This is a genomic window from Lysobacter yangpyeongensis (assembly GCF_042655745.1).
In the GTDB taxonomy this organism is placed as follows: Bacteria; Pseudomonadota; Gammaproteobacteria; order Xanthomonadales; family Xanthomonadaceae; genus Agrilutibacter; species Agrilutibacter yangpyeongensis.
The window spans coordinates 37,086-53,925 of sequence record NZ_JBHSNM010000002.1; the positions used below are offsets into that span (position 1 = coordinate 37,086).

At 69.4% G+C, this 16,840-nt stretch carries 14 protein-coding genes and 1 pseudogene; 4 read left to right on the forward strand and 11 right to left on the reverse strand.

The genetic code is table 11. The annotated features are described in order from the left end of the window. Positions 1-159: 159 nt before the first annotated feature. Both ACFPN1_RS06925 and ACFPN1_RS06930 read right to left on the reverse strand, forming a co-directional pair. Positions 160-1,428 (reverse strand): sensor histidine kinase, encoded by a 1,269-nt coding sequence (locus ACFPN1_RS06925; RefSeq protein ID WP_386754111.1) that lies wholly within the window; start codon positions 1,426-1,428, stop codon positions 160-162. 7 nt (positions 1,429-1,435) lie between these two features. Continuing rightward, positions 1,436-2,146 (reverse strand): response regulator transcription factor, encoded by a 711-nt coding sequence (locus ACFPN1_RS06930; protein WP_056134602.1) that lies wholly within the window; start codon positions 2,144-2,146, stop codon positions 1,436-1,438. A 119-nt stretch (positions 2,147-2,265) separates the two neighbouring features. Between ACFPN1_RS06930 and ACFPN1_RS06935 the strand changes: the two genes are divergently transcribed. Next, complete coding sequence (locus ACFPN1_RS06935) at positions 2,266-2,604, forward strand: DMT family protein (RefSeq protein ID WP_386754112.1); 339 nt, start codon at positions 2,266-2,268, stop codon at positions 2,602-2,604. Positions 2,605-2,788: 184 nt separating this feature from the next. Here the strand turns inward: ACFPN1_RS06935 and ACFPN1_RS06940 are convergent, their stop codons facing one another. The 4 genes from ACFPN1_RS06940 to nudE are packed head-to-tail and all read right to left on the reverse strand — an operon-like array spanning position 2,789 to position 5,316. Next, positions 2,789-3,091, reverse strand: coding sequence for an Mpo1-like protein (locus ACFPN1_RS06940; RefSeq protein WP_386754113.1), 303 nt, complete (start codon positions 3,089-3,091; stop codon positions 2,789-2,791). Positions 3,092-3,129: 38 nt separating this feature from the next. Further along, positions 3,130-3,969 (reverse strand): nucleoside triphosphate pyrophosphohydrolase, encoded by an 840-nt coding sequence (gene mazG, locus ACFPN1_RS06945; RefSeq protein ID WP_386754114.1) that lies wholly within the window; start codon positions 3,967-3,969, stop codon positions 3,130-3,132. Between the two features lie 7 nt (positions 3,970-3,976). Then, the gene (gene cysQ, locus ACFPN1_RS06950; RefSeq protein ID WP_386754115.1) at positions 3,977-4,771 is read right to left on the reverse strand and encodes a 3'(2'),5'-bisphosphate nucleotidase CysQ; all 795 of its coding nucleotides are present in this window, start codon (positions 4,769-4,771) and stop codon (positions 3,977-3,979) included. Beyond that, the gene (gene nudE / locus ACFPN1_RS06955) at positions 4,768-5,316 is read right to left on the reverse strand and encodes an ADP compounds hydrolase NudE (protein ID WP_386754116.1); all 549 of its coding nucleotides are present in this window, start codon (positions 5,314-5,316) and stop codon (positions 4,768-4,770) included. The genes cysQ and nudE overlap by 4 nt, the downstream gene beginning before the upstream one ends. A gap of 74 nt (positions 5,317-5,390) precedes the next feature. On the opposite strand from nudE, the gene bioA reads away from it, so the two are divergent. Then, entirely contained in the window at positions 5,391-6,794 is a 1,404-nt protein-coding gene (bioA, locus tag ACFPN1_RS06960) for an adenosylmethionine--8-amino-7-oxononanoate transaminase (RefSeq protein WP_386754117.1), read from the forward strand. Continuing rightward, positions 6,794-7,531 carry a 16S rRNA (uracil(1498)-N(3))-methyltransferase gene (locus ACFPN1_RS06965; protein ID WP_386754119.1) on the forward strand — a complete coding sequence of 246 codons (738 nt, stop codon included), beginning with the start codon at positions 6,794-6,796 and terminating at the stop codon, positions 7,529-7,531. The genes bioA and ACFPN1_RS06965 overlap by 1 nt, the downstream gene beginning before the upstream one ends. An 11-nt stretch (positions 7,532-7,542) precedes the next feature. Here ACFPN1_RS06965 and ACFPN1_RS06970 read toward each other — a convergent pair whose 3' ends face one another. From ACFPN1_RS06970 to ACFPN1_RS06985, 4 genes are read right to left on the reverse strand one after another with little or no spacing between them, the layout of a single operon-like run. Beyond that, the gene (locus tag ACFPN1_RS06970) at positions 7,543-8,646 is read right to left on the reverse strand and encodes an acyltransferase family protein (RefSeq protein ID WP_386754120.1); all 1,104 of its coding nucleotides are present in this window, start codon (positions 8,644-8,646) and stop codon (positions 7,543-7,545) included. A gap of 10 nt (positions 8,647-8,656) precedes the next feature. Then, on the reverse strand, positions 8,657-9,148 hold the full coding sequence (locus tag ACFPN1_RS06975; RefSeq protein WP_386754121.1) for a chemotaxis protein CheW: 492 nt from the start codon (positions 9,146-9,148) through the stop codon (positions 8,657-8,659). Positions 9,149-9,177: 29 nt separating this feature from the next. Continuing rightward, a complete protein-coding gene (locus tag ACFPN1_RS06980) occupies positions 9,178-10,503 on the reverse strand; it encodes a chemotaxis protein CheB (protein ID WP_386754122.1) in 1,326 nt (441 codons plus the stop codon). Continuing rightward, positions 10,496-13,090: a response regulator gene (locus ACFPN1_RS06985; protein WP_386754826.1), complete on the reverse strand. Its 2,595-nt coding sequence runs from the start codon at positions 13,088-13,090 to the stop codon at positions 10,496-10,498. Before ACFPN1_RS06985 ends, ACFPN1_RS06980 begins: the two co-directional genes overlap by 8 nt. 131 nt (positions 13,091-13,221) lie before the next feature. On the opposite strand from ACFPN1_RS06985, the gene ACFPN1_RS06990 reads away from it, so the two are divergent. Beyond that, positions 13,222-13,836 (forward strand): pentapeptide repeat-containing protein, encoded by a 615-nt coding sequence (locus tag ACFPN1_RS06990; RefSeq protein WP_386754827.1) that lies wholly within the window; start codon positions 13,222-13,224, stop codon positions 13,834-13,836. 226 nt (positions 13,837-14,062) lie between these two features. Here the strand turns inward: ACFPN1_RS06990 and ACFPN1_RS06995 are convergent. Next, a pseudogene (locus ACFPN1_RS06995) lies at positions 14,063-16,834 on the reverse strand (Hpt domain-containing protein); the annotation flags it as partial. Positions 16,835-16,840: the final 6 nt, after the last annotated feature.

Here is a 16,840-nt window from a genome sequence, read left to right on the forward strand (position 1 = left end):
TTACGGGCAGGGGACGGCTTGCGGGTTGCGCTCATGGAACCGGGCAGTAGGGAAACGACGGAGATAACGCCCGAAGGCGTCGCGGGTTGACGGAGCGTTGACCGCTACGGCCCCGGTTCGTTCAGTGCCGGTCCAGCCGGCCGGCAACGTTCCGACCGATCAGGCAAAGCGGATGGTAGCGACCGTGCCCTTTCCCGGCTGGCTGTCGAGGCTGACCGGCCAGCCGAAACGCTCGCCGAGGCGGCGCACGATCGACAGGCCCATGCCGCGTCCTTCCTCGCGTGCGGGGTCGGCACGATAGAAGGGATCGAAGGCCTTGATCAAGGTTTCCCGCGACATGCCGATGCCGGTATCGCGCACGACGATGCGGTCCGGCATCAGCACCAGTTCGATGCGTCCCGCATCGGTGAAGCGCACGGCATTCCCCAGCAGGTTGCCGACCATCACCGCCAGCACGTGCGGCGGCGCGAACAGCCTGGGCGCGCCCTGGTCGATGACGTCCAGCTCGATCGGCCGCCCCGACAGCAGCGGCTGCACGCGCGCAACTTCGTGGCCGACGATCTCGCGCACGTCGAACTCCTCGCTCAGCGGCTCCACTTCCGCTTCGCGCGCGAGGATCAGGAACGCGTCGATCACCGCCTCCATGTCGCGCCCCGCGCGCTGCACGCGCGCCAGCGAACGCACCTGGCGCTCGCTGGCGTCGGGATCGGCCAGCATCAGGTCGGTGGCCACGCGGATGACCGTGAGCGGCGTGCGCAACTCGTGGCTGGCGTCGCGGGTGAAGTCGCGCTCGCGCTGCACGAAGTCGGTGACGCGATCGCCCAGATCGGTCAACGCGGCGGTGAGCTGGCGGACCTCGCTGCCCGAATCGGGCGGGAGCCGGCCTTCGCGGATGACGCTGGTATCGGGCGCGCGTGGATCCCAGTGCGCGACCACATCGGCCAGCCAGCTCACGGGCACCACCATGCGCTTGGTGGTCCGGTACGTCAGCCAGGCCATGGCATACGAGATCACCAGCGCGAACAGCAGGGCGCACAGCACCGTCCAGATGATCACGACGTCGATCAGTTCGGTATCGATCGTCGCGACGAAGCGTCCGGACGGGCGATCCTCGATGTAGGCGAAGGAGCCGAGGGACAGCTGGTTCAGACCTTCGGGCAGGTCGCGCGTGGTCGGTGGCAGGGCATCGGATCCGCTGGCGGCGGGCGCGAAGTAGGTGTGGAAAGTGCGACCGCTAAGCAGGGCCGCATTGCCCGCGGCGGCATGACGCGACCAGAACTGCTCCGCTTCGCGATGCGCAGCCCAGGTCACCACGGTTTGCCGCACGGCCAGACCCACCGCGAGCATGACGAGGCAGAGCACGACGCTCGCAATGAGCGCCTGCGCGACGAAGGCCAGTTTTACCTTCCTGGGCAGCCCCTGCGGCATGACGCGGTCAGTCGGGCGGCTGGGATATGTCCGCGACGCGATAACCTGCGCTCTGCACGGTGTGCAGCAGCTGCTTGTCGAACGGTTTGTCGATGGTCTTGCGCAGGTTGTAGAGGTGACTGCGCAGCGTGTCCGAATCGGGCAGGCCGTTGCCCCAGATCTCGCGCTCGATTTCCTGACGGCTGACCACGCGCGGCGATTCGCGCATCAGGATCGTGAGCAGTCGCAGGCCGATCGGCGAAAGCTGCAGCTCGGTACCGCCGCGGGTGACGCGCAGGCTGGCGGGATCGAGCACCAGGTCGGCGACCTTCAGCACCTCGCCGCCGACCTGGCGACGTTCGCGGCGGATCAGCGCACGCAGGCGTGCTTCCAGCTCCTGGATCGCGAACGGCTTGGTGAGGTAGTCGTCGGCGCCGACCGAGAGACCGTTGAGCTTCTCGTCCAGGGTGTCACGTGCGGTGAGCATGAGCACGGGCGTGGACTTGCGCGCTTCCTCGCGCAGCTTCTTGCAGACCTCGATGCCGTCCATGCGCGGCAGCATCAGGTCCAGCACGATCACGTCGTAGCTGTTCTCGGTGGAGAGTCGATAGCCGTCGAGCCCGTCCGCCGCGAAATCCACCTCGAACCCGCGGCCTTCCAGGTACTCGCCGACCATCTCGGAAATGTTGCGATTGTCCTCGACTATCAGGACCAATCCGCCATCGCGTGTTGATTGCATGACCCGGGCCTCCAGAGCGACTTCAGGTTTGTGAAACTGCACCGGAGCGGGTAGAGGTTCCGTGAAGAAGCAGCTAAGAACCTGAAATAATTCAGTTTCCGCCCCGTCCCGCCGCGTCCATGCTCGACCGCCTCCTGCCTGCCCTGCTCCTCCTCGCCTCCAACGTCTTCATGACGTTCGCCTGGTACGGCCACCTGCGCTACAAGTCCGCTCCGCTGGCGCTGGCGATCGCCGCCAGCTGGGGCATCGCGCTCTTCGAATACTGCCTGATGGTGCCGGCCAACCGCCTGGGCAGCTCCCTGTATTCGGCGCCGCAGCTCAAGGGCATGCAGGAAGTGATCACGCTGCTGGTGTTCGCGGGATTCTCCACCTGGTACCTCGGCCAGCCGTTGAAGTGGAACCACTGGGCCGGCTTCGTGCTGATCGTGGTGGCGGCGTGGCTGATCTTCCAGGATTGAAAGGCGAAGGAAAGCAGCAGCAGAAGCCCCCTCATCTGCCCCGATTGCAGCATTCGTGGGCAGGCTCTTCGGCATCTTCTCCCCGGGAGCGGGAAGAAGCGGGGCGAAAGAGCTTCCACCTCTGACCCGGCGAAGCATTCGTGGAGCAGGCTTTTCGGCATTTCTCCCGGCGAACGGAAGGGGCCTAGAACCGGATGCGTCCGAAGAGGATGTCCTTGAACATCACCCAGTCGCCCACGAACGAATAGAACGGATGCCGGAACGTCGCCGGCCGGTTCTTCTCGAAGAAGAAATGGCCGATCCAGGCGAACCCATACCCGCAGACCAGCGCTCCCGGCACGTACCAGCCATTGCGCTGCCAGATCGCCAGGGCAAGCAGCACGAGCACGCCGCAACTACCGACGAAATGCAGGCGCCGGCAAATGCGGTTGGCATGTTCGCCGAGGTAGTAGGGATAGAAATCGCGGAAGCTGGAAAACTGGCCCATTGCGTGTCCGCCGTGATGCGGGAGATCGCCCGCAGTGTCTACTTTCCTGCTTTCTCGCCGTCCTTGGCCCGGTTCCAGTAGCGATCCTGCGCTTCCAGCGGCAACGCGGCAAGCGCGTGGCCATCGGCGTCGGCGAGCGCCTCCATCGCGCGGAAGCGGCGCTCGAACTTGAGGTTGGCGCGGCGCATCGCCGCGCCGACATCGACCTTCGCGTGGCGGGCGATGTTCGCCGCCACGAACAACAGATCGCCGATCTCGTCCTCGAGGCGATCGCGCGCTGCCGCGTCGGCCGGGTCGTTGGCGACGGCGGTGAACTCGGCGCGTACTTCCTCGATTTCCTCGTGCAGCTTGGCGATCACCGGATCGATGTGCGGCCAGTCGAAGCCCACGGTCGCCGCGCGCTTCTGCAGCTTCACCGCACGCTGCCATTCGGGCAGGCCGCGGGCGATGCCGGCCAGGGCGGAAGTATCTTCGTGCCCCGAGGATTCGCGTTCGCGGCGCTTCTGCTCTTCCCACGCCGCCGTCTGCGCTTGCGCGTCCTCGACCGTGGCATCGGCGAAGACGTGCGGGTGGCGGCGGATCATCTTGTCGCTGATCGCGGCAACCACGTCGTCGAACGCGAAGCTGCCCTGCTCTTCCGCCATGCGCGCATGGAACACGACCTGCAGCAGCAGGTCGCCGAGTTCGTCCTTGAGGGCGTGCAGGTCCTTGCGGTCGATCGCGTCGGCGACTTCGTAGGCCTCCTCGATCGTGTACGGCGCGATGCTGGCGAAGTCCTGCTCGACGTCCCACGGGCAGCCGCCCTGCGGATCGCGCAGGCGCCGCATGATTTCCAGCAGCGTGTGGATGTCGCGGTGGTCCTGGGGAAGCTGGTTCATGTCGGCCTCATGCCATCCAGTCGCGCCACGGCAGCGTCGTGTCGCCCAGCGCGACGAAGTCGCCGTTGAGGATGCGGTCGCGCTGGTTGTAGCGGAACGGTCGCCCCTGCGGGTCGAACAGCGCGCCACCGGCGCCTTCGAGTACGCACTGGCCGGCGGCGGTGTCCCATTCGCTGGTGGGGCCGAAACGCGGGTAGACGTCGAGCGCGCCTTCGGCGATGCGGCAGAACTTCAAGGACGAGCCGAGCCCGACCGGCTCGACTTCGCCCATGCGCTCGATGAAAGCCTGCGTACGCGCATCGCGGTGCGAACGGCTGGCGGCGACGCGCAGCGGCGCGACGGCCGGGCTGCGAACGCGCAATGCCCGCTCCTGGCCGTGCTCGCGCACGCAGGCGCCCAGGCCGGCGCCGCCATGCCACAGCACGCCGGTTACCGGCGCCTGCACGACGCCGAACACCGCGACGCCGTCCTCGATCAGCGCGATGTTGACCGTGAACTCGCCGTTGCGCTTGACGAACTCGCGCGTGCCGTCGAGCGGATCGACCAGCCACAGGCGCGTCCAGCCGCGGCGCTGCGCGGTGGCGACTTCGTGCGCCGACTCCTCGGACAGCACGGGAATTTCCGGGGTGATGCGCGAGAGACCGGCGACGATGCAGCGATGCGCGGCCAGGTCCGCGGCGGTCAGCGGCGAATCGTCGTCCTTGTGCTCGACGGCGAACTCGCTGTCGTAGATGCCGAGAATCGCCGCGGCCGCATCCTGCGCCAGCGCAATGACTTCTTCCCGCAAGGCGCGGTCGATCATGCCTGCATCCTCAGCCATTCGCGGGCGATGAACAGCGCGGCGATGCTGCGGCCTTCGGAGAAGTCCTCGCGCAGGATGAGTTCGTGCAGGGCATCGAGTTTCCAGGGAATCACTTCGAGCTCCTCCGGCTCGTCGCCCGGCAGGCGCTCGGGGTACAGGTCGCGCGCGATCACCAGCTGCGCGGTATGGCTCATGTAGGTCGGGGCCAGGGTGAGGTCGCGCAGCAGGGTCAGCGAGCGCGCGCCGAAGCCGGCTTCTTCCTTCAATTCGCGATCGGCCGCCTGCAAGGCGGTTTCGCCGGCATCGATGCGGCCCTTGACCAGGCCGAGTTCGTAACGGTGCATGCCGGCCGCGTACTCGCGCACCAGCAGCACCGTGTCGGCATCGAGCATCGGCACGACGATCACGGCACCGTGGCCACGTCCGTGCAGGCGCTCGTAGTTGCGGCGCTCGCCGTTGGCGAATTCGAGCTCGAGCCGCTCCAGCCGGTACGGGCCGGCGTCGTGCTCGGTGATGCGATGGATGGTGGGCAGCCGGCGTGTCACGCGCGACCTCCGCGGCCGGGCCGCGGCATGGACGGCCACGCGGCGGCGGTCGCCGGTGCTGCGATAATGACGGGATGCAGGACAAGACTCACGATGCCGCGATGATAGCGGACGCCGATGCGTGGCGTTCGCGCGACCTGGCGGTGCTCTGGCACCCGTGCACGCAGATGCGCGAGCACCCCGACACTCTGCCGCTGTTGCCCGTCGCGCGCGGCGAAGGCCCCTGGCTGATCGGTCGCGACGGGGGCCGCTACCTCGACGCGATCAGCAGCTGGTGGACCAATCTGTTCGGCCACGCCGAACCGCGCATCGCCGCCGCGATCGCCCGCCAGGCCACGACGCTGGAACACGTCATCCTCGCCGGCTGCTCGCATGCGCCGGCGGTCGAACTCGCCGAACGCCTGCTGCAGATCGCGCCGCGCGAGGCCGGACGTGCGCCGCTGGCGAAGGTGTTCTACGCCGACAACGGCTCGGCCGGGGTCGAAGTCGCGCTGAAGATGGCGTTCCACTGGTTCCGCAACCGCGGCGACCTGCGCCGTACCCGCTTCGTCGCGCTGGAGAACGGCTATCACGGCGAGACCCTGGGCGCGCTTGCGGTCGGCGACATCCCGCTGTACCGGCGCGTTTACGCGCCGCTGCTGGCCGAGGCCGTCTTCGCCCCATCCCCGGATGCGTACCAGTGCGAGGCGGGCGAGAGTCCCACCGATTGCGCGGTGCGCGCCGCGCGAGCCCTGGGTGAAATCCTCGAACGCCATGCCGGCGAGATCTGCGCGCTGATCCTCGAGCCGCGCGTGCAATGCGCCGGCGGCATGCGGATGCACGATCCAGAGTACCTGCGCCTGGCACGCGCCTTGTGCGATGCGCACGGCGTGTTCCTGATCGCCGACGAGATCGCGGCCGGCTTCGGCCGCACCGGCACGCTGTTCGCCTGCGAGCAGGCCGGCATCCAGCCCGACCTGCTGTGCCTGTCGAAGGGGCTCACGGGCGGCGCGCTGCCGCTGGCGGCGGTGCTGGCGACGCAGTCGATCTATGACGGCTTCCTCGACGATTCACGCGAGCGTGCGTTCCTGCATTCGCACAGTTACACCGGCAATCCGCTGGCGTGCGCGGCGGCGCTCGCCTCGCTGGACATCTTCGCCATCGACAACGTGATCGAACGCAACCGGACCACGGCGGCGCGCATGCGGGCGCTGGCGCAGCCGTTCACCGATCACCCGCACGTCGCCGACGTGCGCCAGGCCGGGATGATCGTCGCGTTCGAACTGACGCGGAATGGCGACCGGCACACGCCATTCGCCGCAACCTCGCGCGTGGGCCTGCGGGCCTATCGCAGTGCGCTCGCGCGCGGGGTGCTGCTGCGTCCGCTGGGCGACGTGCTGTACTGGATGCCGCCGTACTGCATCGATGACGACGCGCTGGCGCTGCTCGCCGACGTCACGCGCCACGCGATCGACGAAGCCACCTCGGAGGCCGACTGATGCGCACCACCCGGGTTCGCGTGGACGCCGCGCTCGCGGTGGGCGGCGAAGCGACGCTGCCCGACGAGGCCGCGGCGCACCTCTCGCGCGTGCTGCGGCTCGGGGTGGGCGACGAATGCGTGCTGTTCAACGGCGATGGACACGATTACGCCGCCAGGATCGTCGCGCTGGACAAGCGCCAGCTGCGCGTCGCGATCGTCGCCTCCCGGCCCGTCGACAACGAATCGCCGCTGCGCATCACCCTGCTGCAGGGAGTGGCCCGCGGCGAGAAGATGGACCTGATCCTGCAGAAGGCCACGGAGCTGGGCGTGTTCGCGATCGCGCCGCTGTGGTCGCAGCGCAGCGAAGTGAAGCTGGACGGCGCGCGCGCGGACAAGCGCCTCGCGCACTGGCGCGCCGTGGTGGATGCGGCCTGCGAGCAATGCGGGCGCGCCCGCGTGCCGGACGTGGCTGCGCCGGTGTCGCTAGCGGCGGCGCTCGCCGCACTGCCGGAAGGCGGCTTGCGGCTGATCCTGGATCCGGATGGCGAACTCGCCCTGGGGGCGTTGCCGGCCGATGTCGCCGATGGCGTGGTGCTGGCCGTCGGCCCGGAAGGCGGCTGGTCGCCGACCGATCGCGAGCAGCTGCGCGCGGCGGGATTCCGCGGCCTGGGCCTGGGGCCACGCATCCTGCGCACCGAGACGGCCGGGCTCGCCGCGATCGCGGCGCTGCAGTCGCGGCTGGGCGACCTGGCCTGAGGCTCCGCCGCTCAGATGCGGAAGTAGATCCGGCGCGCGTCCAGCCAACGCACCACCAGCCACCACAGGGCGACGAACGCGACGGCGTACGCCAGCGAGGCGACGTAGGGTCCCCGGCGCGGAACGATCCAGTCGGCGAAGCCGTGCCGGTAGATCGGTTCCAGCCAGCCTGCGGCGGCCAGCGCATAGAGCAGGAATGCCGAGCCCGCGTACGCCGCGATCGCGTTGACGCCGAACGCCCGGCCCCAGGGCGGCAGGCCGCGACGTTCGACGAGCCAATGCGCGAAGGCCAGCGACATCAGCGAGATCCCGCCAGTCCACAGCACGTAGGACGGTGTCCACAGGTTCTTGTTGAGCGGCAACGCCAGCGCCCAGCACTGCCCGAGCAGCAGCGCGATGGCGCCGGCGAGCCACAGGCGTCGCGCATCGCCGCGCCTGAGCCAATCGCCGGCACGCAGGCCCAGCAAGGTCGTGGCCAGCGCACCCAGGGTGCTGGGCAGCCCCTCGGGATCGTGCCCGCGCCCCGTCGCAGGATCGAGCTGGTAGACATGCACGCCCAGCACGGCGTGATCGATGCGACTGGCGATGTTCCCGAAGGGCGCATAGCTGCCGCCGGCGGCGAGCAACGCGGCGTATCCGCCGAGCAGCGCCAGCAGCAACAGCCAGTGGGTTCGCGGTCGCGTCCAGCACGTCGCCAGGCCGGCGAGCGCGAAGCACAGTCCGATCCGCTGCAGCACGCCCATGGGCCGGTACTGCGGCAGGTCGAACGCCCACCACGCGCACAGGTGCAGCAGCAGGCCCAGGCCGACGATGCGCAGCGCGCGGACCGCCACCTGCCGGGTCAGCGCGCGCGGTGATGCGCCCTGCTCCAGCCGCGGCATGAGTGCCAGCGTCGTGGACACGCCCACGATGAAGAGGAACATCGGGAAGACCAGATCCGTCGGCGTCACGCCGTGCCACTGCGCGTGTTCGAGCGGTGCGTAGACGTGGCTCCAGTCGCCGGGGTTGTTCACCAGCAGCATCGCCGCGACGGTGATGCCGCGCAGCGCGTCGACCGAGGCCAGGCGGCCCGGAGTGGAAGCGGCACCCGCATGGCCGACGGTGGCGTCAGCCATGCCGCGGCGATCAGGCCGCCTCAGCCTGCGCGAGCGCGTTGCCGATCAGGGCCTGGATCGCCTCGAGATCGGGAATGAAGGCCTCGTCCTCGTTGAGCCACACGCGTGCGTGCACGCCGCGCGGGAGTTGCTCGTCGGGTTCGTGCAGGAGGCGATCGGTCGACACCGTGACGAGGCGCGGGAAGCCCTGCGTCAGGATCGCGAAATACGGGGCCTTCGGATCGCCGCCGAGCGCCTTCAGCACGACCACCTTGCTGCCGAGGCCACCGGCTTCGGGCGCGATGTCGGCCATGCGCGAAAAGGAAATCAGCGGCAACTCCCAGCCGCGCCAGCGGATGCGGCCCAGCAGCCACTCCGGTGCGCCTTCCACCGGCGACGGCGGTGCGAACGACAGCACTTCGGCGATGGTCGCGTTCGGCAGCAGCAGCCGGGCACGCGCCACGGCGATGAGGACGCCCCGGATATCGGTCGGCTGGGCGGCTTTCGGGCTTTGGCTGGTCATCATGGTTCCGGGATATTTCGGATGGCGGCTCAATGCCAGCGCTGGGCGAGGCGGCGGGCAAGGTCCTGCGGCTTGCCGGCCTGTCCGCCGCGCGATGCCAGCGCCGACGGCGCCGCCACGTCGTAGCAGCCATCCAGCGCCTGGGCGGCGATGAGGGCGCCGGCCGCGGCCATCTTCATGACCGCATCCACCTGCGCCGGATCCGCGCCGCTCAGCATCAGCACCGCGCTGTCGTTCGCCGGCAGCGAGGCCAGGAGTTCGGCCGGCGACTCGTCGAACACCAGGTCGCGACCGACGGTGTGCACACCGAGCACCGGCGGCAGGATGTAGACCGTCGCGGCCTGCAGGGTGTCGCCGCTGGCGGCGAGCTTCACCGGGAGTGTGGTCGCACGCTGCATCTGCGCGACCAGCTTGTCGTAGTGCCCGCCATCCAGGCGCTGCTGGACCAGCACGGCGCGCGGAAAACCTTCCGGCAATGCGCCGAGCAACTGGCGTACGGCATCGGGGCCGCCGATGCCCGCGAGCACGAGCACCGCGCCGTGCACGGAAGCCGCGGTGCGGTCTTCCACCAGTTCCATCGCAGCGATGCGCGAGTGCAGTTCCGCCATGTCGTCATGGAAGCGGCTGGCATCGGCCGGCTGGTCTTCCTCGAGGCCGAGGCCATCGAACGTGATCTTCGTCGGGGTGTCGTCGACGAGTTCGAGCTCGAGCTTGGAAGCGAACGGCGGCGCCGGCTCGGCCGCATGCTCCTGCGCATAGTGCGCGGCCTCGTCGCCGAGTTCGATGGCGACCAGGTCCATGTCGCTATGCACGTCGACCGGCCCGACTTCGTCGAGTTCCGACAGCGACAGTTCCACTTTCACTGCAGGTGCCGGTGCGGGTGCCGGGACAGGCGCAGCGGCTGGTTCGACCGGTGGCAATTCGGGGGGCAAAGGCGGCGGTGCCGACTGTGCGGGAGACGGAGCCGACAGGGACCCAGAGGTCTCCGTCGACGACGCTTCGTATCCGGGCGGCAAGACGCTGTCGGCGTGGCCCAGCTTGGCCCGCAGGTGTCGCACCCAGCGCGCGGCATCCCAGCCGACGCGACCGACGGCAAGTTCGGCCTCCTCGAACAGGACTTCGATCCGTGGATTGGAAAGCACGCCATCGAAGCGGTCGAGCGCTTCGTCAGTGGCGGCGTCCAGCACGATCAGGGCCACGTCCGGCTCGGCCGACAGCACGGCGTCCTGGCCGGTGGTGGCCGGATCGGCCTCCAGCACCAGGTTCGCCCCGGCCTGTTCCAGTGCCTCACGCATGCGGTCGCGGGCTGCGCCGGGGCGAGCCAGCAACACGACGCGGCGGTCGTTGTTACTCATGGGTACGCGCTATCCCTAGCAGTTCGAATACGTTGCGCAGCAGTTCCGGCTCCTGGTACGGCTTGCCCAGGTAGCGCTCCACGCCGATGCTGAAGGCGCGTTCGCGATGCTTCTCGCCGGTACGCGACGTGATCATGATGATCGGCACGTTGCGCAGGCGCGGGTCGGCCTTCATCGCCGTGGCCAGCTCGTAGCCGTCCATGCGCGGCATTTCGATGTCGAGGAGCATGAGGTCGGGCACGTGCTCGACCATCTTCTCCAGCGCGTCGAGACCGTCCTTCGCCGTGAGCACCTCGAAGTTGTTGCGCTCGAGCACGCGGCCGGTGACCTTGCGCATGGTGACCGAGTCGTCGACCACCATGACCATGGGGATGCGGCGATGCTCGACCACCGTCGGGGTCGGTAGGTGTTCCGGCGCGAGCACGGCCTGGCGGCGCACGAGCGGCGCGACGTCGAGGATCACCACGACGCTGCCGTCGCCCATGATGGTGGCGCCGAAGATGCCCGGGATCGAAGCGACCTGCGGGCCCACCGGCTTGACCACGATTTCGCGGTTGCCCACGACCTGGTCGACGCTGACCGCGGCGCGCAGATCGCCGGCGCGGATCAGCAGCAGCGGCATCTGCAGCTGGCCTTCGGCCTTCGCAGTCGCGTGGCCGACGAGCGTACCCAGGTCGTGCACCGGATAGTCCTCGCCGCCGTACTGGTACACGGCACCCGGCTGCAGCTCGGCGCGCGGGATGCGACCGACGCCGCGCACCGACGCGATCGGTACCGCAAACGTGGTTTCGCCGATACGGACGAACACCGCCTGCGTCACCGCGAGCGTCTGTGGCAGGCGCAGGGTGAAGCGCGTGCCCTCGCCCGGCCGCGAGTCGATGTCGATCGTGCCGCCGAGCTGGCGCACTTCCGACGCGACCACGTCCATGCCAACGCCACGGCCGGCGAGGCGGCTGACTTCGTCCGCCGTCGAGAAGCCCGGCTCGAAAATCAGCATGTCGAGGTCGCTGTCGGTCAGCACCGCGTCCGGACGGACCAGGCCACGCTCCTCGCCACGCTTGCGGATCGCGTCGCGATTGAGACCGGCGCCGTCGTCGGCGACTTCCAGCACCACTTCCGAACCTTCGCGGCGGATGGCGATGCTGATCGAACCTTCTTCCGCCTTGCCCGCCTTCTTGCGCTTGTCCGGCTTTTCCAGGCCGTGCGCGATCGCGTTGCGGAGCATGTGCTCCAGCGGCGCGGTCATGCGGTCGAGCACGTTGCGGTCGAGCTCGCCCTGCGCGTTGCCGAGCTTGAGCTGGGCCTGCTTGCCGGTTTCGCCGGCAGCCTGGCGCACGACGCGACGCAGGCGCGGCACCAGCGAGTCGAACGGCACCATGCGGGTGCGCATCAGACCTTCCTGCAGCTCCGAGCTCACGCGCGACTGCTGCAGCAGCAGGGTTTCGTACTGGCGGGTCAGATCGTCCAGCGTGACCTGCAGGCTGGTCTGGTCGGCGGCGGATTCGGCGAGCGCGCGCGACAGCTGCTGCAGGGTCGAGAAACGGTCGAGCTCGAGCGGGTCGAACGTCGCGTCCGTCGACTCGTGCTCGCGCTGGTAGCGCGCGATGATCTGCGCTTCGGTTTCGATTTCCAGGCGGCGCAGCTGGTCGCGCAGACGGATGTTGGTCTGGTCCATTTCCGCGATGGCGCCGCGGAACGCACCCAGCTGCTGTTCCAGGCGGGCGCGATAGATCGCCACCTCGCCCGCGTAGTTGACGAGCCGGTCGAGCAGGTCGGCGCGGATGCGGACCTGTTCCTGTGGCGCGCGCGTGCCGATGTCGTCTTCGTCGCCGTGCGGCGCATCCACCATCGGTGCGGACAGCGGCTTGAGCTCGACGACCGGCGCGGCCGGCTGCGAGGTGTCCGTCGTGGCCGCGTCGGCCGAGGCCGGCGTGGCGAGGCGTTGGCCGCGGGCGCGCGCTTCGAATTCCGCGATCAGCCCTTCCGGCATCGCGATCGCCTGGCGCGCACCGACGCGGGTGACCATCGCATGCAGGCGGTCGAAGCCGCGCTCGAGCAGGGGCACGCCATCGCTGCCGAGTTCGACGCGGTTCTCGACCACGGCCTCGAGCAACGATTCCATGGTGTGGCCGAGTTCGCCCACGGCCATGATGCCGGCCATGCGCGCACCGCCCTTGAGCGTGTGCAGATCGCGCTGCAGGCCGATCAGCGGTTCGCGCAGATCCGGCGCGGCGCGCAGCTCGGCCAGCAGGCCGTCGGAATGGTCGAGCAGGTCGGCACCTTCCTCCACGAAGATGTCGACCAGTTCCGGGTCGAGCCCGGTGAGATCGAGGGCCTCGTCGGGATCCTCGCTGCCCGCCTGGGCGTGCGCGAGGATGGCGGCGACGGCGGGCTCGGGTTCCGGCAGCGTGGTGGCGGCCGCCAGTGCCGCCGCCGCGGCAGCGGCCTCGCGCTGCGCGCGCTCCTCTGCCTCGCGCAGTTCCTCGGAACGGCGCACCGCTTCGGCTTCGGCTTCCGCGGCTGCCTTCGCGGCCGCCGCCTGCTCCTCGGCCAGGCGTTCGGCTTCGAGGCGTTCTTCTTCGGCCACGCGCGCAGCTTCGGCCGCGGCCTGTGCCGCCGCAACGCGTTCGGCTTCGGCCTGATCGGCCGCCAGGCGCGCGGCTTCCTCGGCCTCGTGCCGTGCACGCTCTTCGGCTTCGCGCTGTTCCTGTGCCTGCCGTGCCGCTTCCGCGTACTCGGCTTCCAAACGGGCGTATTCGGCTTCTTCCTCGGCCGCGAGGCGTTCGGCTTCGAGACGTTCGGCTTCGAGACGTTCGGCTTCGGCACGTTCGGCTTCGGCACGTTCGGCTTCGAGACGTTCGGCTTCGAGACGTTCGGCTTCGAGACGTTCGGCTTCGGCACGTTCGGCTTCGGCACGTTCGGCTTCGGCACGTTCGGCTTCGGCACGTTCGGCTTCGAGACGCTCGGCTTCGAGACGCTCTGCTTCGAGACGTTCGGCTTCGAGACGTTCGGCTTCGAGGCGCTCGGCTTCGAGGCGCTCGGCTTCGAGGCGCTCGGCTTCGAGACGTTCGGCTTCGAGACGTTCGGCTTCGAGACGTTCGGCTTCGAGACGTTCGGCTTCGAGACGCTCGGCTTCGAGACGCTCGGCTTCGAGGCGTTCGGCTTCCAGGCGTTCGGCTTCGAGCGCCGCACCGGAGTCGAAGGTGCTGGCAGGTTCGGCATCCGCCGTCGCTGCCTGCGGCGATTCCGCCTCGAGACCGGCAACCGCGGGCGCCACCGGGGCGACTGCTTGCGCCAGGGTGTCGGCGCCCACTTCGGAGGCCAGGTTGGTGAACTCGCTGAAGTCGAACGCCGGCAGGTCTGCCGCGGCTTCCTCTTCCACCAGGTGATGCGGACGCGCCTCGGGGAGGCTGTCCCGCAGCGCCTGCATGCGCGCCGCCAGGCCCGCGAAATGCGGAACGTGCGGCACCTCGGACTGCAGGCCCTGCAGGGTGCCGCGGATCGCCGCGGCGACTTCGCCCATGGCGGCCACGCCTTCCGGCGTGGGGACGCCGGCGGCGGCGAGCAGGCGCTTGATATAGGTCTCGGTGGGAGCGGTGATCTCGGTGATCACCGGCACCTCGGTCATCGCGAACGCACCGTTGAGCGTGTGCACGGCGCGCTGCAACGGCTCGGTGGCCGGCTGCGGCGCATTGCGCGAGATGTCCAGCCAGTTTTCGATGGTGACCAGGTGACCACCGACTTCGCCGGCCAGGATCTCCAGCAGCACGGCATCGACCGATGCGCGCACCCCCGGAACCACCACCGGCTCGGCGGCCGCGGGGGCCGGTTCGGCCGCCAGCGGCGCGACTTCACCCTGCAGATCGCCCACGTCGATCGCTACGACCGCGGCATCGGCCAGTTCCGGGACGACCTCGTCGGCCGGCGCGGGCACCGCAGCGGGAGCGGCCACGGCCGGGGTGAAGATGGCTTCCTCGCCCGCCGCCAGGCGGTCGGCGACGGATTCGATGCCGGCCAGATCGGCGGTAATCACGCCTTCGCCACGCAATGCGTCATGCAGCTGCGGCAGCGCGTCGTAGGCATGGCCGACCAGGGCCACGACCGCGGGGCTCGCCGGACGCGTGCCGTCGAGCACGCGGTTGAGCATGTTTTCGACCTTCCAGCTGAACTCGCCGAGGGTCTTGGCGCCGACCAGGCGACCACTGCCCTTCAGCGTGTGGAAGACGCGGCGAATCGGGCGCAGGCGTTCGGCATCGTCCGGGTGCTCGCGCCACGGCGGCAGGAGTTCGCCGAGGTTGCTGATTTCTTCCTGCAGTTCCTCGAGGAAGACCTCGCGGATCTCGTCGTCGATGTCGTCGCTGCGTTCGAAACCGCCCGCGGCCACCGCGTCGGCGGTCGTCGCGACCGGGGCGTGTGCCACCGGTTCGGGGGCGGGCGCGGCCGGTTCGACCGGTTGCGCCGGCGTGTCGACGATCGCATGCGACGGCGCCGAAGCCGGCTTCTCGACCACGGGGGCATGCGCCACGCCGCGGAACGGTTCGATCTTGCCGAAGTCGAGCGCATCGGCGAGTTCCGGCGAAAGCTGCAGCGACTCCGTCGGCGCGGCCACGCCGGCCGACTCCTCCGACACCGCCGGCAGCGGCCAGTAACGCAGGCGCTCCAATGCGTGGCGGGCGATCTCCAGGATCTCGTCGCGCGCGGGACGCTGGTCGCGCAGCGCTTCGAGGTAGTACTCCAGGCTGGCCAGGGCATCGGCCATGGTGTCCAGCTGCTGGCTGTTGGGAACGCGCTTGCGGTTGAGCAGTTCGACTTCGACGTAGCGCTTCACCGCCGTGAGGTAGTCGGCGGGCTGCTGTTGTTCCAGCATGCGCAGTGCGCCGCCGACTTCGTCCAGCAGGCGCGGCACTTCGCCCAGTTCGGCGTGTTCCCAGCCGGTCTCGACGAAGGCGACGAACGACTGGCGCGCGTCGCCGAAGTTGGCGATGGCTTCGCGCACCACCACGTCGATGACCTTGTTGCGTTCGCCGGCGGCGAGGTCTTCCTCGCTGCCTGCATCGGCGCGGCCGAGGCGCGCGACCTGGTCGTCCAGCGAAGCGTCGACGTACAGCAACGCGCCGGCGACATCGAGCAGTGCGCCCTCGTCGGCGGCGCGGCGGCCGGCGACGATTTCGCGCATGGCATCGCGTTGCTGCATCACGACGTTGCGCGCGACGCCGAGACCCATCATGCCCAGCGTGTCGCTGACGCGGGTCAGCGCGTCGACCTGCGGCTGCAGTTCGTTGACGTCGGTCTGGCGCGTGCGCAGGTGCAGGTCCAGCGCGTCCTTCACGCGCAGGAGGTCTTCCTTGATCGCCGCCGAAACCGTGTCGAGCAGCGCGCGGTTGCGCCCGCTGAGGCTGCCGCGCGCGTGTTCGAGCTCATCCTCGCTGGGCAGCTGTCCGGCGAGGTCGAAAGTCTGGCGCAGGCTGTTGAGCGCCGGGTGCTGGCTCTCGCTGTGCGCCACGTGGTAGAGCAGCTGCCGGGTGGGTTCGGCGGCGGCATCGGCACGCGGCGCGCTGAAGGCGAAACTGTCCTCGACCAGCGTCTGTCGCGCTTCGCGTTCGACACCGGCAAAGGCCTGGCGCACGCCGCGGCTGGCGGCCAGTGCGCCGTCGCGCAACGCGCCGGCCACCGACGAGGCGACCCAGAGCATGCGGCGCAGCGGTTCGGTATCGACCTGGGCGAGCAGCGAATCGACGATCTTCGCCAGTTGCGCGGCATCGGCCGGCGCACCGTCTTCGGGCCATGCGGCAAGCGCATCGCGCAGCGCGCCCAGTTGGGTCAGCAGGTCGTCGCGCGCCGGTTTCGGCGCCGACGGTGCCGGAGCGGGAAGGTTTTCCGGCAGCGGGCGATCGAGGTCGGGCGAGAACAGCACGCTCTCGCTCAGCCCGGTTTCGCCGCGGGTGGCGCGCAGCTCGTTGAGCAGCGGCAACAGCACGATCGGAATGTCGCGATGGCCGCCCTGCAGGCGTTCCAGGTAGTCCGGCAGCTGCACCACGCCGCGCATCAGCGCGGCGCAGGCATCGTCGCGTTCGGCGACTTCGCCGCGCAGCAGCGACAGGGCCAGGCGCTCCATTTCCTCGGCGACCATGGCCGGCGCATACAGCTCGATCATGCGCAGCGTGCCGTGCACCTGGTGCATGTGCGCCGCGCAGGTCTTCATGTGCGCGGTCTGCGAGGGATTCTCGGCAAAGGCCTCGATCTCGTCGCGTGCCAGGCGCAGCGTGGCGTCGAGCTCGGGCTTCACCCACCCCAGCGTGGTCGTGTCGATCGCGTCGCGCAACACGGTCATCGGTTG